At 65.6% G+C, this 15,190-nt stretch carries 14 protein-coding genes and 1 riboswitch; of the genes, 9 read left to right on the forward strand and 5 right to left on the reverse strand.

What is annotated here, in order from left to right:
- Window positions 1-180: hypothetical protein (locus tag QM685_RS25630; protein WP_415120683.1), on the forward strand; the 180-nt coding region annotated here is incomplete at its 5' end.
- Between the two features lie 377 nt (window positions 181-557).
- Here the strand turns inward: QM685_RS25630 and QM685_RS25635 are convergent.
- Both QM685_RS25635 and QM685_RS25640 read right to left on the reverse strand, forming a co-directional pair.
- Window positions 558-1,298 (reverse strand): CbtA family protein, encoded by a 741-nt coding sequence (locus tag QM685_RS25635; protein WP_415120685.1) that lies wholly within the window; start codon window positions 1,296-1,298, stop codon window positions 558-560.
- Window positions 1,299-1,309: 11 nt separating this feature from the next.
- Window positions 1,310-1,531 carry a CbtB domain-containing protein gene (locus QM685_RS25640; protein WP_415120687.1) on the reverse strand — a complete coding sequence of 74 codons (222 nt, stop codon included), beginning with the start codon at window positions 1,529-1,531 and terminating at the stop codon, window positions 1,310-1,312.
- A gap of 40 nt (window positions 1,532-1,571) precedes the next feature.
- A riboswitch (cobalamin riboswitch) is annotated at window positions 1,572-1,717 on the reverse strand.
- Window positions 1,718-1,791: 74 nt separating this feature from the next.
- On the opposite strand from QM685_RS25640, the gene QM685_RS25645 reads away from it, so the two are divergent.
- Window positions 1,792-2,421 (forward strand): histidine phosphatase family protein, encoded by a 630-nt coding sequence (locus QM685_RS25645; protein ID WP_415120689.1) that lies wholly within the window; start codon window positions 1,792-1,794, stop codon window positions 2,419-2,421.
- Between the two features lie 13 nt (window positions 2,422-2,434).
- On the opposite strand, the gene QM685_RS25650 is transcribed toward QM685_RS25645, so the two are convergent.
- On the reverse strand, window positions 2,435-2,875 hold the full coding sequence (locus QM685_RS25650) for a hypothetical protein (protein WP_415120691.1): 441 nt from the start codon (window positions 2,873-2,875) through the stop codon (window positions 2,435-2,437).
- Between the two features lie 262 nt (window positions 2,876-3,137).
- On the opposite strand from QM685_RS25650, the gene QM685_RS25655 reads away from it, so the two are divergent.
- From QM685_RS25655 to QM685_RS25685, 7 genes are all read left to right on the forward strand, one after another.
- Entirely contained in the window at window positions 3,138-4,652 is a 1,515-nt protein-coding gene (locus QM685_RS25655; protein ID WP_415120693.1) for an ATPase domain-containing protein, read from the forward strand.
- Window positions 4,653-4,655: 3 nt separating this feature from the next.
- Window positions 4,656-6,314, forward strand: a complete 1,659-nt coding sequence (locus QM685_RS25660) for an ATP-binding protein (RefSeq protein WP_415120695.1) — start codon at window positions 4,656-4,658, stop codon at window positions 6,312-6,314.
- 159 nt (window positions 6,315-6,473) lie between these two features.
- The gene (locus QM685_RS25665; protein WP_415120697.1) at window positions 6,474-7,148 is read left to right on the forward strand and encodes a MarR family transcriptional regulator; all 675 of its coding nucleotides are present in this window, start codon (window positions 6,474-6,476) and stop codon (window positions 7,146-7,148) included.
- Between the two features lie 6 nt (window positions 7,149-7,154).
- Window positions 7,155-9,257, forward strand: a complete 2,103-nt coding sequence (locus QM685_RS25670; protein ID WP_415120699.1) for an FUSC family protein — start codon at window positions 7,155-7,157, stop codon at window positions 9,255-9,257.
- Between the two features lie 58 nt (window positions 9,258-9,315).
- The gene (locus QM685_RS25675; protein ID WP_415120701.1) at window positions 9,316-9,525 is read left to right on the forward strand and encodes a DUF1656 domain-containing protein; all 210 of its coding nucleotides are present in this window, start codon (window positions 9,316-9,318) and stop codon (window positions 9,523-9,525) included.
- Window positions 9,522-10,511 (forward strand): efflux RND transporter periplasmic adaptor subunit, encoded by a 990-nt coding sequence (locus QM685_RS25680; protein WP_415120703.1) that lies wholly within the window; start codon window positions 9,522-9,524, stop codon window positions 10,509-10,511. The genes QM685_RS25675 and QM685_RS25680 overlap by 4 nt, the downstream gene beginning before the upstream one ends.
- Window positions 10,508-12,058, forward strand: coding sequence for an efflux transporter outer membrane subunit (locus QM685_RS25685; protein WP_415120705.1), 1,551 nt, complete (start codon window positions 10,508-10,510; stop codon window positions 12,056-12,058). The genes QM685_RS25680 and QM685_RS25685 overlap by 4 nt, the downstream gene beginning before the upstream one ends.
- Before the next feature lie 211 nt (window positions 12,059-12,269).
- On the opposite strand, the gene QM685_RS25690 is transcribed toward QM685_RS25685, so the two are convergent.
- Window positions 12,270-12,725: a (2Fe-2S)-binding protein gene (locus QM685_RS25690; protein WP_415120707.1), complete on the reverse strand. Its 456-nt coding sequence runs from the start codon at window positions 12,723-12,725 to the stop codon at window positions 12,270-12,272.
- Between the two features lie 67 nt (window positions 12,726-12,792).
- Window positions 12,793-15,063, reverse strand: coding sequence for a molybdopterin cofactor-binding domain-containing protein (locus tag QM685_RS25695; protein ID WP_415120709.1), 2,271 nt, complete (start codon window positions 15,061-15,063; stop codon window positions 12,793-12,795).
- Window positions 15,064-15,190: the final 127 nt, after the last annotated feature.

A 15,190-nucleotide genomic window follows, 5' to 3' on the forward strand; every position in this document is an offset into this window, starting at 1 on the left:
CCGCATCCCGCATCAAGTGCCCACACTTATCGGCTGCTGGTTTTTAAAGATCATTTGCGTGAAAGCTCTGCTTTCTTCGCGTCCGTCATCAAACGGGAGGCGAATTATGCGATGCGGCCTGTACCCCGTCAACCCTTTCTCGCAATTTATTTTCGAAAAGTTATAGAGCTTAAAAAATGAGCAATGTTAGGGAAAGGTTCATTGAGTTAACCGTCTCACTCGTCGAGCCGGAGAAGATTGAAGAATGTCGAAAGAGAAAGAAACTTCAGCAATGAATCTTCCACATCAGGCGGAACGCCTGGCTGCAGTACAAGAAGTTTCGCGACTGCTGTGTGCGCACTGACTAATAGAGAGCACGCCAATACCAAAGAGGCTTCGACATGGCAAGTACTCGATTAGAGCCGTTGCGAAAACCATTCCGCGGACTTTTCCACAGAAAATGGGAACAAGCCTGTGGATAACCGTTCCACAACCCCGCCAGGTACTTGAAATAAAAACGTTCTCGCGTATTGCGCGCGAAGCGCGACCGCTTGCGCGGTCACGCTTCTCCATTAACTTCACGCCGACTTCATCGTCACGCGCGCATTCGCGCGCATGAAAGCGCTGCGTTCGACCAGTGCGCCGAACAGCAGCCCGATCGTCGTCCACATGATCACCTGCATGCCGATCGCCGCGACGCGGAATTTCCACAGCAGTACCGCGGGGAACGTTGCAGGCACTTCGTTGATGACCGGCATCGACAGTTGCACGGCCGCGATGATCACGACGAACACGAGGCCCGCGACAATCGATCCGTTCCACACGCCCAGCTTCGCGACCACGCGACGGCGCACTTTCAGCGAAAACACCATCGTCGCAAGCGAAATCGCAATCATCAGAAAGAACAGGCCCGTGCGCGTGCCGATCGTCTCCGGATCGCCGACCGATGGCGGATTGGCCGGATACTTGATGTTCGGCACGATCACGATCGCAATGAACGCACCGAGCGCGAGCCACGCGGACAACGCCCGCACGCTCAACGCGCCCACCCGTCCATACGCGTAGGCGAACACCAGTGAGAACAGCCCGCCGATCGCCGCGCCATACGTGACCACACCGGTCAACAAGCCGAGCCCCGCTTGCGTCTCGCGGCTCACGATTTCGGGTTCGGGTGCCTCGCCACGCGCGGCGGCGGCTTTTTCTTCGAATGAAATGGCCTGATCGACCTGCGGCTCCCCGACGATTCGCGCGAAGGTGAACGTGAGCAAGCCCGCGACGACGCCCGCGAGCATCCCGCGTACCAACAATTTACCCACCATGTCAGGCTCCGTTAGTGGCAGGGAAAGCCGAGCAGATGACGGCCGTCGTGCACGAACTCATGCACGTACATGCCCGGCACGAGCGACGTGGCGCCCTCTTCCGCACCCACGAAATAAAGCGCGAGCAACAGCAGCAAACCGCCGAACACCACCCACGGCAGCAATTCGCGCAAAGGAATGGGCGTGGGCTGAGCCGCCGGCCGCGCGGCGGGATCGAAAGCAGCTTCGGTCATGATGGACATCTCCTGGGGTAACGCGCCCCGAAATAGATTGCAGAGGAATGGTACGAAGCGCAGGTCTGGCTTTCGGCTCTTCTGACGACTTGCAATGCCGATTACAGTGGCGCGACCGCGCCGGGTTCTCACCGGCTTCCGTGCTTCGCAGCGCCACCATTCTACGCGCTAAACTTCGGCCGTCGTGATAGCTTCACGAACGCTCCCGGCCTGCTGACGAAGCCATCAAGCCGGGCGCGGCGGCAACGTAAACACACAGAATGGATACGCGACTGTTACTGATAAGCCACGCGGCAACCGCCGCGCAGCGCGCGGGCCGCTTTCCCGCCGACGAGCCGCTCGACGCACGCGGCCGCGGCGAAACCGAAGCCGCGCGCGCACGTCTCGCGCTTCCCGCCGACGCCACCGTGTTCGCGAGCCCGGCCGCCTGCGCGCGCGATACGGCCGCGGCGCTCGGCCTCGTCGCAACGCCTGTCGACGCATTGGCGGATATGCACTACGGCGAGTGGCGCGGAAAGCGTCTCGCGGAGATTGCCGCTCAAGCGCCGCACGAACTCGCCGCATGGACGCGCGAGCCCGACGCCGCGCCGCCCGGCGGCGAATCGTTCAGTCAGCTCGTGCAGCGGATCGGCGCATGGCTTGACGCACCGGAGTCGAATAAAACCGCGAGCCGCGCGGCAAACGAAGAAAACGAAGCGACACTCGGCGCGTCGGCCCACGCACGAACCATCATCGCGATCACACACGCTCCGCTGGTACGAGCCGCCCTGGTGCATGCGCTCGGCGCATCGCCGGCAGTGTTTTCGCGCATCGAGATCGCGCCGCTGTCGGTCGTCGAATTACGCCGCTCGCGGCGCGGCTGGACATGGTGGCCAGCCGCCATCGTCTGAAAAGAACCGCGGCTTATCGTCCGGATACCACGAGCCGCAATCTGTTCGCCCCCGCCGGCGTCAACGTGATCTCGGTGCGGTGATTTTTTGCGCCGAGAAAAAAGTGCTGACGTCCCGGCGAATTCTGATCGTGCGTCGCATCGGGCAAACACGACGCGATATCGGCGGCGACCGCCTCCAACGCGTCCGTGTTCGAGCCCGCCGCCTGATGCGGCGTCCACGTGCACTGGAAACTGCGATGCGCCGCCGCGCATTGCGCGTCGTCGCCATAGGGTTGCGCGACGCCTTTGCCGTCGTCGGGCGAGAGCGATGCAAAGCCGTCCGGCGCGGCAGTCACGATCCGTTTGAGCGCGGCGCACGGCCGTGGCGAATCGTCGGCGGATGCGCTGCACGGCAGCAGCGCGCCTAGCGATGCCGCGGCCAATGCGAGAGCGGGTAGTCGATAGGGTTTCATGTTCGGCGTGGCGGTTTGAAAGTGCGGAGTGGGAAGCAGGAAGCGCGAAATGAGTCGGCGGCACCTCGGAAATACTGCAAACGACTCGCCGGCTGCCTCAGATGGCGACAGCACGCTTCATGCCCACGCGCGTCGACGTCGTACGCCGCCACCATGCGGCACACAAATTGCGTGGCCATACCACCCCACGGAAATCACCGCCGTCACCATCCCGTTGACACAACCGCGGACGTCTCACACAACCGCCACGCGCCCCACCATCATGTCGATTACTCCTGCCCCCACACCCGCCCGCCTTGCCTCCGGCATCGAAGGAATCGACGACATCCTGGGCGGCGGCTTCACGCCGAACCGGATGTACCTGGTGGAAGGCGCACCGGGCACGGGCAAAACCACCCTGGCGTTGCAATTCTTACTCAAGGGCCTCGAAGAAGGGCAATCCGGCCTTTACATCACGCTCTCCGAGACGCGCGCGGAACTGCTCGCGGTCGGCGCGAGCCACGGCTGGAATCTCGACCGCTTCACGATCCTCGAACAGTTGCCCGAAGAGGGCCTCGAGCCGCAGTACGAGCAAACCGTGCTGCACCCGGCCGAAGTCGAACTCGGCGAAAGCGTGCGCAACGTGATCCAGCAGGTCGACAAATTAAAGCCCGCGCGCATCGTGCTCGATAGCCTTTCCGAATTGCGTCTGCTGTCGGAAAATTCGTTGCGCTATCGCCGGCAGATCCTCGCGCTCAAGCGCCATTTCTCGACGCGCGCATGCACGGTGCTGCTGCTCGATGATCTTTCGGCCGACCCGGCAGGCGTTCAGCTCCACAGCATCGTGCATGGTGTCATCAGACTCGACAACGTCGCGCACGACTACGGCGGCAATCGTCGCCGCCTGCGCGTCACGAAGATGCGCGGCATCAAGTTCCGCGAGGGCTTCCACGACTTCACGCTGGAAACGGGCGGCCTGCGCGTGTATCCGCGTCTCGTCGCGGCCGAGCATCGCAGCGAATTCGCGATGCAGCCGGTCAGCACCGGCACCCCGGGGCTCGACGCGCTGCTCGGCGGCGGCCTGATCCCCGGCACCAATGCGCTGATCATCGGCCCGTCAGGCGTCGGCAAGACCACTACCGCGGTGTCGTGCCTGATCGCCGCGCTCGAACGCGGCGAGCGCTGCGCCTACTATGTATTCGACGAAACGCTCACCACGTTGATGGGCCGCTGCGCGGCGTTCGGCATGCCGCTCGAGCCGCATATCGAAAGCGGCCTGCTGATGCTGCGCCACATCGATCCGGCGGAAATCTCGCCAGGCCAACTATCGAACGAGATGCGCCACGTGGTCGAAACACAGGGCGTGCGCCACGTCGCGATCGACAGCCTGAACGCGTATTTACAGGCAATGCCCGGCGAGCGTTATCTGCTGCTGCACATGCACGAGCTGCTCGGCTACCTGAACCAGCAGGGCGTGATCACGATGCTGATACTCGGGCAGCATGGCGTCATCGGCGAAGTGCAGACCGATATCGACATCAGCTATCTCAGCGACGTGGTCGTGCTGTTCCGCTACTTCGAGCACCACGGCGAAGTGCTGACAGCGGTGACCACCGTGAAGAGCCGCGCGAACGAGCACGAACACTCGATCCGCCAGTTCCGTCTCGGCGCCGAGGGCGTCGAGGTCGGCGAAGCGCTGCGCGACTTCGAGGGCGTGCTGTCCGGCTTGCCCGCGTATCGGGGCAGTACCGCGATGCTCGGCGCGACGAGCGGGCTGATCGATACCTCAGGGCAGTAAGCGATGGAGCAGCGGGTCCTGATTCTGGCGCCTTTCGGCCGCGACGCGGAGGTCATCGCCGCGGTCCTGCACAACGACGCGCGCGAGTGCGTGACGTGCGGCGATGCCGGCATGCTCGCCGCCGAACTCGACGCCGGCGCGGGCACCGCGCTGCTCACCGAGGAAGCGCTTGCGAACGGACAGGCGACGCGCCTGTTCGCATGGCTCGAGCGGCAGCCCGCATGGTCCGACTTTCCGTTCATCGTGCTCGCCGCGCCGAGTCCCGAGCGCCGCTCCGCGCGCGGACTCGAAGTGCTCGAACAGCTCGGCAACGTGGTCGTGCTCGAACGTCCGCTCAATTCGGAGACGCTGCGGCGCGCGGTTGCTTCGTCGCTGCGGGCACGCTCGCGGCAGTACGAAGCGCGGCGTCTGCTCTCCGATCGCCTCGCCGCGCAGAAGGCGCTCGTGCAGTTGAACGATTCGCTGGAGAGCCGCATATCCGAGCGCACGCACGAACTCGCGTCCGCCAACGACCGGCTGACGGCGGAGATTCACGAGCGCGCGAAGGTGCAGGCCGTGCTCGTGCAATCGCAGAAGATGGAAGCGCTCGGTCAGTTGACGGGCGGTATCGCGCACGACTTCAACAATCTGCTGAACGTGATCATGGTCAATGCGGAGCTGATCGCGCGGGTCAGCGGCGACGAGCGCATCCGCGGCATGGCGGCCACCGTCAAACGCGCGACCGAACGCGGCGCGAAGCTGACGGGCCAGTTGCTGACCTTCTCGCGCAACAGCAATCCCGATCTGAAAGCGGTCGACGTGGTCGCGCTGCTGCAAGGCATGCGCGACATCGTCGCGGTGTCGCTCGGCTCGGGCATCCGCTATAGCAATGAATTCGAGCGCGACGAAATGTGGACCCAGGCCGATGCCAATCAGCTCGAACTCGCGGTGCTCAACCTCGCGATCAATGCACGCGACGCGATGCCGGGCGGCGGCCGCCTCGACATTCGCGTGAAGACGCGCGACGCGCCCGACCAGACACTGAAGGACGGCCGTTACGTGGTGATCGAAGTCACCGATACCGGCGTAGGCATCCCGCCCGGGATCGTGTCGCGCGTGTTCGATCCGTTCTTCACGACCAAGCCGGTCGGCAAGGGCACCGGGCTCGGCCTGAGCCAGGTGTACGGCATCGCGCGACAGGCGGGCGGCGCCGCGCGCGTCTTCAGCGAGGAAGGCGTGGGCACCACCGTGCAGATCTGGCTGCCATGGCGCGAGCGCGTGGCCGCACGGACCGAAGCGCAGTCCGGCGCCGAAGCGAACGCCGCCGGCGACAGGCACGTGCTCGTCGTCGAGGACGACGGCGAAGTGCGCGCGATGCTCGTCGAATCGTTGCGCATGCTCGGCTATACGGTGACCGAGGCGGCCGACGGCCAGGCCGGCCTGAAGCTCCTGCACGACAACCATCCCGATCTGCTGATGGTCGACTTCGCGATGCCCGGCATGAACGGCATCGACGTGATCGCCGAAGCGCGCAAGCTGCGCGCCGATCTGCCGGTGATACTCGCAACCGGTTATGCGGACGTCGACATCTCCGGCCTCGCGGTCAAGCGCTGCACGGTCCTGCGCAAGCCGTTCCAGCTCGACGAACTGGCGCGCACGGTGCGGCTCGTGCTGGCCGCCTGAAATCGTTGCGCAAAGCCGATGCATGGGCTGCCAATAAGCAAGCCCCCTCCCCACTGATTTAACGCCACTGTCGCATTCGCGCAGCAAACTCCGCCGGCGCCGCACGAATTTCCAATTCAATAGTTTGCTAACGAATTTTTTGGAAATACAATACCGGCCATGTCGAATCTCGATGTCCTGCGCCGTACCGTCAGCAGCACGCTGGTCGTCGCCGCCAGAAAATGGCGGCGCACGAGTCATAGCGTGCTTGCGGCCTTCAACGTCTCCGAAGCGTGCGCGACGCCGCTTCTGACCGCAAGCCGGCTCGGCTCGGCGGTACGCCAGGTCACGCTCGCCGATCACGTCGGTATCGAGGGGCCGTCGCTCGTGCGGCTGCTCGACCAGTTATGCGCGGCCGGCCTGATGCGCCGCGACGAAGATCCCGAAGACCGTCGCGCCAAGACCGTTGCGCTCACCGACGAAGGCCGCGCCGTCACCGCGAAGATGGAAGAGGAACTGGTCACATTGCGCGCACAGGCGCTCAAAGGCGTATCGCGCGACGATCTGGAAGCCGCGCTGCGCGTGTTCGCCGCGTTCGCGACGGACACCGCCGGGCGCGCCGAGCCGGGCACCGGGCGCGACGCGGCAGCGACGCGCATAGCGCCGGAAAAGCGCGCACCGGCGAGGCGCGCGTCCGTCGCCGGCAAAACCATCAAAACCAGTAACGCATCTGGCAAACCGGCGGGCAAAACCACCGGCAAAGCCGCCAGCCAATCCCGCGGCACCGCCAACGCACGCAGGCCCACCAGACGCGGCGCCCGCGCAACGGCGCCGCATAACGCCGATTCCGCGTAACGGTTTATGGTCTATCCCACCCTTCGCGACTGGCTGTTCTCGGTCAAGACTTTCGCGGCGGCGATGCTCGCGCTCTACATCGGCCTCGCGTTCGAACTGCCGCGGCCGTACTGGGCAATGGCCACCGTCTACATCGTGTCGAATCCGTTCATCGGCGCGACCCGTTCCAAGGCGATCTATCGCGCGCTCGGCACCGCGCTCGGCGCGGCCGGCGCGGTGCTGCTCGTGCCGCCGTTCGTCGAATCGCCGTATCTGTTCAGCGTGATCGTCGCCACGTGGGTCGGCACGATGCTCTACTTCGCGGTGTCCGACCGCACCGCGCGCAGCTACGTGTTCATGCTGTCCGCTTATACGATGCCGATCATCGCGCTGCCGTCGGTGACGAATCCCACCGGCATCTTCGATCTCGCGGTCAGCCGGACCGAGGAAATCACGCTCGGCATCGTCTGCGCGAGCATCGTCGGCAGTGCGCTGTTTCCGAGCCGGCTCGCGCCGACCATCATCGAGCGCACCGACGCGTGGTTTCGCGACGCCGCGTTCTACGCGACCGAAACCTTGTCGGGACGCATCGCGGGCGCGGCGATCTCGGGCGCGCGGCAGCGCATCGCCAGCACGATCAACGGTCTCGAACTGCTGCTGAGCCAGCTTGCCTACGATCACACGCGACCCGATGTGCTCGCACGCGCGCACGAACTGCGCGGGCGCATGCAACTGCTGCTGCCGATCATGTCGTCGCTCGCCGACCCGCTGCTCGCGCTTTACAACAACGGCCGGCATAGCTGGCCAGAAGGGCTCGACACGCTGCTCGCCGACGTGATCAAGTGGTTCAACCAGCCGCTGCCCGCCGTCAGCGAGGGCGATCACCCGGACGAAACCGCCAACGCGCTGCGCGAGCGCATCGCCGCGATGCGGCCGCCCGCCGCCGCGCTCACGCACTGGAACGGCGCGCTGCTGTCGAACGCGCTGTGGCGGCTCAAGCAGGTGATCGACGTGTGGCAGGACTGCCGCTCGCTGCGCATCATCATCACGCGCGAGGAAGGTTCGTGGCGGCCGCACTTCCGTCACTGGCGGCTCGGCGGCACCGAGCGCTTCTACGATCGCGGCATGATGCTGTTCGCGACCTTGTCGGCGGGCGCCGCGGTAATCCTCGCGTGTACGCTGTGGATCAGCTCGGGCTGGAACGACGGCGCGAGCGCGGTGACGCTCGCGGCGGTGGCCTGCTGCTTCTTCGCCGCGCTCGACGAACCCGCGCCGTTCGTGTTCCGCTTCTTCGTCGCGACCGCCGTCAGCGTGGCGGCCGCGGGCCTCTATCTGTTCGTCGTGCTGCCGCAGGTGCACGACTTCCCGATGCTGGTGATCCTGTTCTCGGTGCCGTTCATTCTGGTCGGCACGCTGATCCCGCGTCCGCAGTTCAACATGGTGACGGTGCTGGTCGCCGTGAACACGGCCACGTTCATCAGTATTCAGGACGCGTACGACGCGAACTTCCTCACGTTCATGAACGCGAATCTCGCGGGCCTCGCCGGTCTACTGTATGCGTATCTGTGGACCCGCGTGACGCGCCCGTTCGGCGCCGAACTCGCCGCGGCGCGGCTGTTGCGCTCGAGCTGGGCCGACGTCGCGCTCACCGCGTCGACGCGGCCGATCGAGGATCCACGCAATCTCGCCGCGCGCATGCTCGACCGTCTGTTGCAGCTCATCCCACGCCTCGGCGCAACCGACGACCATCGCCATCCATCCATCGAAAGCTTCCGCGATCTGCGCATCGCGTTCAACGCACTCGATCTGCGGCGCCTCACCCGCAAGCTCGGCGGCGAAGCGCCGGCCGCGATCGAACATGTTCTCGATGGAGTGCGTACATATTACGAAAGCTGCGTCGACAGCCGCCGGCGCGAGCCGGTACCGGAGAGCCTGATGGCATCGATCGACAGAGCGGTCGCGCGCGTCACCGTGCAAGGGCTCGCGAATGCCGCGGCGCCGACCGAAACTTCGCCAACCTCCGCGCGCCAGTTGCGCGATGCGTTGCACGCGCTGGTCGGCTTGCGTCTTTCGCTGTTTCCGGCCACGCTCACGAAACCGACGCCGACCGAACCGGAGGCCGCCGCGTGATGCACCCGTTCCCGCGCCTGTTTCCGCAACCCGTTCCACTCCTTTTCCAGTTCCCGCGATGATCGGTGAAATCGATATCTTCGGCGTGTTCGTGCCGGCCGTGCTGGTGCTGATGTTGATCGCGTATCTGATCAACCTCGCGATCCGCACCGTGCTCGCCTACGTCGGCTTTTACCGCTTCGTCTGGCATCGCTCCATCTTCGATCTCGGCATCTACGTGCTGGTGCTGGGCCTTGTCGTCGTCGTTTCGCACAGACTAATAACGTGAAAAAAACCTGGTTCTCCGTCGGTCAGATCCTGCTGACCCTGATCGTCGTCGTGATCGCAGCGCTCGTGCTGTGGAAACTGGTCGCCTATTACATGTTCGCGCCGTGGACCCGCGACGGCCACGTGCGCGCCGACGTGATCCAGGTCGCGCCGGATATCTCGGGGCTGATTTCAGCGGTCGAAGTAACGGACAACCAGCAGGTCAAGCAAGGTCAGGTGCTGTTCGTGATCGACCAGGCGCGCTACACGCTCGCGCTGCGCCAGGCCGAGGCAACCATGCTGCAGCGTAACGCGACGCTCGCGCAGGCGCGCCGCGAATACGCGCGCAATCAGAAACTCGGCAACCTCGTCGCCGCCGAAGTGCTCGAGGAAAGCCGCTCGCGCGTGGAAACCGGCGAAGCCGCGCTCGCGGAAACGAAGGTGGCGATCGACACCGCGCGGCTGAACCTCGAACGCGCGACGATCAGGAGTCCGGTAGACGGCTATCTGAACGACCGCGCGCCGCGCGTCGGCGAATTCGTCGCGGCGGGACGCGCGGTGGTCTCGGTGGTCGACATGCATTCGTTCCGCGTCGACGGCTACTTCGAGGAAACCAAGCTGCGCGGCATCGACATCGGCCAGCCGGTCGACATCACCGTGATGGGCGAGCCGACGCCGCTGCGCGGTCACGTGCAGAGCATCGTCGCCGGCATCGAGGACCGCGACCGCACGCAAGGCTCGAACCTGCTGCCGAACGTGAATCCGGCGTTCAGTTGGGTGCGGCTCGCGCAGCGCATTCCGGTGCGGGTCGCGCTCGATGAAGTGCCCGCTGATTTCCGCATGATCGCCGGACGGACGGCGACGGTGTCGGTGCGGGATCTGTCGCCGGCCAGAAGGCGACCGGCGTCGGGAACGGTGGCGGCGTCGGCCGCGGCGGTGGCGCCGGGTTCGGCCGTCGCGTCCAGTTCCGCCGTGTCGGCCGCGGCTTCGTCGGGCGCGTCGCAATGAAATTCGCGCGTACCTTGTCTTCGCTGCCGCGTCTGCCCGCGCTGCTGCCATTGCTGCCGCTGGCGCTTGCGCTGAACGGCTGCCTCAACGTCGGCCCCGACTACACGCTGCCGAAGCAGGCGCTCGTCAATGCGCCGCTCGCGAACGGACCGATCGAAGGCGCCGACCCGGCGCTGACGTCGACCCTCAACACGCCGACCATCTGGTGGAAGCTCTACGACGATCCGGTGCTGAACGGTCTCGTCGACGAAGCGCTGAAATCCAACACCGACCTGCGCGTCGCGGCCGCGAATCTGGCGCGCTCGCGCGCGGCGCTCGGCGTCGCGCAGGCGCAGGGCGGCTTCTCGGGCAAGGCGTCGGTGGCGATCGAACGCGCGCAGGAATCGGCCGAGCAGTATCTGCTGTCCGAGAAACTGCCGGTCGCGAACGAAGGCGACATGGGCATCAGCATCTCGTACGAATTCGATCTGTTCGGCAAGCTGCGCCGCGGCGTCGAAGCGGCGCAGGCGGACACCGAGGCCGTCGAGTCCGCCGGCGACCTCGCGCGCATCACCGTGGTCGCGGACGTGGTGCGCTCGTACGTCGAGCAATGCTCGGCCGCCGAGGAACTGCGCATCGCGCAGCAATCGCTCGCGCTGCAGAAACAGCGCGTGGACGTGTCGCGCCGGCTGCGCGACGCGGGCCGCGGCAACCAGACCGAAGTGACGCGCGGCCAGACCCAGGTCGAAAATCTGATGGCGGATATCCCGCGCTACGCGGCGCGCCGCAAGATCGCGCAATACCAGCTCGCGGCGCTGCTCGCGCGCGCGCCGTCGGATCTGCCGCCGGCCGTGCTCGCTTGCGACCGGCTGCCGCAAATCCGTCAGCCGATCCCGATCGGCGATGGCGCCGCGCTACTCAGACGCCGCCCGGATATCCGCGAGGCCGAGCGTCAACTGGCGGCATCGACCGCGCGCATCGGCGTCGCGACCGGCGCGCTGTATCCGACCGTGAGCATCGGCGCGTCGGCCGGCTACACCGGCATTCTCGAGGACATCGGCACGTCGCCGACCGCGCGCTGGGCATTCGGCCCGCTGATCAGTTGGACCTTCCCGGCCAACGGCGCGCGCGGCCGCGTGCGCGAGGCGCAGGCGTCGAGCCAGGTCGCGCTCGCGAAGTTCGACGGCGCGGTGCTGACCGCGCTGCGCGAAACCGAAACCAGTCTCGCGACCTACGCGTCCGACTACGCACGCGCCGATTCGCTGCGCGCGGCGCTGAAGTCGGCGACGGAATCCGCAGACGAAACGCATCGACTGTATCGCGCCGGGCGCGAGTCGTTCATCTCCGATCTCGACGCGACGCGCACGCTGACGGCCGCGAAGGCGCAACTCGCGGCGGCGCAGGGGCAGGTGGCAATCGATCAGGTCAATCTGTTCCTGTCGCTCGGCGGCGGCTGGGAGGTGGAAGGGCAAAGTGCGCCGGGTGAGGCGGTGAAGGCCGTGCCGGTTGCGGCGTCTGCCGGGACGGTGCCGGTGCCCGCGGCTGCCACGGCAGCCAAGGCGCCCTGACGAGGTTTCGATTTATTTTTGAAAACCTTTCTTTTTGCTTTCATTTCGAGTTAAATACGTGACACCACTACACGCTACGGGGTCACTTATGTCGCCATTCCTGCAAGGTGCAGCTACGCTGGGCGGATGCATCGGTATCTTCACGGCGGTGGTTGCCGTGGTGGAGATGCTGGCTAATTAAGCTGTTCCAGGGGGCGCGCGAGTACGAACTCTAGCGCCCCTTCCCCGCCGCCAGATGAATCGCCGCCCGCACCCGCGGATACGTGCCGCAACGGCACACCACCGGCGTCATCGCCGCATCGATATCGGCATCGGTCGGATCAGGCTTGCGCTTCAGCAACGCGAGAGCCGCCATCAATTGAGCACTCTGGCAATACCCGCACTGCACCACGTCGAGCTCGATCCACGCCGCTTTCAGCGCCTGCGCTTCGCGCCCCTGGATGCCCTCGATCGTCGTGATCTTCTGCGTATGCAGGCTCGACATCGGCGTCTGACACGCAAAGCACGCGGCATCATCCAGATTGATCGTGCACGCGCCGCAAATGCCGACGCCGCAGCCGAACTTCGTGCCGGTCATGCCGAGATCGCAGCGCAGCACCCATAGCAGCGGCATGTCCGGTTCGGCCTCGACCTTGACCATGCGTCCGTTGATGTTCAGCACGCTCATCCCCGCCTCCTGAATCCCAAGCGCCTAACCTCGAGTCATCCACCGCACCACGCGTCACTTCATCACGTCACGAGAGCCGCAGCGGCAACGTGCGCAGACGCTGCCCGGTCAGCGCGAACACCGCATTGGCCACCGCCGGCGCAACCGGCGGCACGCCCGGTTCGCCGACGCCTTGCGGATGCAACTGACTCGGCATGATGTCGACTTCGATCGCCGGACACACGTCCATCCGCACGACCGGAAAGTCGACGAAATTCTTCTGCTGCACCTCGCCTTTGACGATCGTGATCTCGTTCTGCAACGCGCTAGACAGACCGAATACGATGCCGCCTTCCATCTGCTGGCGAATCAGATTCGGATTCACCGGCAAGCCGCAATCGATCACGCACACCACCCGATGCACGCGAATCTGCTGCTTCGGCCCGATCGATACCTCGGCAACCTGCGCGACGACGCTGCCGAATGCTTCATGCAATGCAACGCCACGCGCGCACCGCGCGCCATCGGGAGCGCGCTTGAGCGGGCTTCCCCAGCCCGATAACGCCTCGACGCGCTTCAGAACCGCCAGGTGCCGCGGATGCTGCGCGAGCAGCGCCGCGCGAAATGCAACCGGATCCTGGCCGGCCGCCACCGCGGCTTCGTCGGTGAAGCTCTCGGTGAAGAACGCCTGGTGCGAATGGCCGACCGAGCGCCAGAAGCCGATCGGCACCGGCAGTTCGACGATCCTGTGCGACACACGCGCGGCGGGCCATTCGTACGGTTGGTCGAACGCGCCTTCGCACGTGGTCTTGTCGATCGGAATGCGCGGCACGCCGTAATAGCGCGCGAGCGATTCCGGCACGATCGCCTGCCCCGCCGACTTCGCATGCCACGCGACCAGTTTGCCGTGCTCGTCGAAGCCGGCTTCGAGCGATGCCGCGCACGCCGGCCGGTAGAAGTCGTGCGTGAAATCCTGCGCGCGCGACCAGATGGTCTGCACCGGCCGGCCGTCCGCCTCGCGCGCAATCATCGCGGCCTGCGCGATGAAATCGAGTTCGAGACGCCGCCCGAACGCGCCGCCGAGCAATTGCGTCTGCACGTCGACCTGCCCGGCGTCGATATCGAGCGCCTTCGCGACATGCTGCCGCGCGAGCGCCGGCACTTGCGTCGACACCCAGATGGTCGCCGCGCCGTCCGCCACCTGCGCGGTGCAGTTCAGCGGCTCGACCGCGCCATGCGCGAGATACGGCACGTAGTACACGGCTTCGATCGTGCGCTTTGCGTGGCTCATCGCGGTGTCGGGATGGCCGCGCTCGAAATACACGTGGCCGTCGGTGTCGTCGAGCGCGCCGACGAGGTGCTGCTGCACGTCCACGCTCGACAGCGTGGCCGCCGCGCCGTTGTGCCAATCCACCTTGATCGCCGTGACCGCGTTCATCGCGCGATACGGGTTGTCCGCGATCACCGCCACGGCACCGGTCCCGCCGGCATAAGGAGCCACGGCGAACGCCTTGATGAAGCCCGGCATCTTGCGCGCGGGCGTCACGTCGAAATGCGCGACGGTGCCGCCGAGCACCGGGCACATCACGACGCTCGCGTACAGCAAACCGGTGGGCAGCACGTCGATGCTGAAACGCGCGGTGCCGTTGATCTTCGATGCCGCTTCGATGCGGCGCACGGGCTGGCCGATCAGCTTGAAATCGGCCGGCTGCTTGAGCGCGACCTTGCGCGGCAGCGGCTGCCGCGCCGCCATGGTCGCCAGTTCGCCGAAGCTCGCCTTATGCCCCCACGCGTGCAGCACGTAGCCCTTTTCCGCGCGGCATTCGCCGGCCGGCACGTCCCATCGCCCGGCCGCCGCGCCGATCAGCATCGCGCGCGCGGACGCGCCGGCCTCGCGCATCGGCGTCCATAGATCGTTCATGCTCGACGAGCCGCCCGTCATCATCGTGCCGAACTCGCGCACCGCCTTACGCGTGATCCATACGACGCCGCGCTTGACGACGCTGTCGTCGTCGGGACGAAAAGGCAGATCGTCGACGATGCTCTGCACCGCGTTATAGATCTTGTCGATCGGCGCTTCCTCGACACGCACCTGCGACCAGTCGGCGTCCAGTTCCTCGGCGAGCAGCATCGCAAGGCCCGTGTGGATGCCCTGTCCCATTTCGGCCTTGCACATCATGACCGTCACGCTGTTGTCGGCGGCAATCTTGACCCAGCCGTTCAGCGCAACCTGCGAGCCCTGGATCGGCAGCGGTGTCGAGCCTGTCAGGCGTTGCCGCGGCGGCAGCACGGTCCAGCCGACCAGCAACCCGCCTACCGCGCTGGCGCCGCCGAGCAGGAAGGTTCTGCGCGTTAACATGGCATGGCTCGTCCGGCTCGCACAGTGACGGGGAAACGGCGAAGGCGCAAAAACGCATGACTGCACTTTTGCGGAATAGTAATAAGACGGAAACGAGCGCGTGGGACTTAAATGCGCGCGCTCAACT

Source organism: Paraburkholderia sp., assembly GCF_047605525.1.
Lineage (GTDB): Bacteria > Pseudomonadota > Gammaproteobacteria > Burkholderiales > Burkholderiaceae > Paraburkholderia.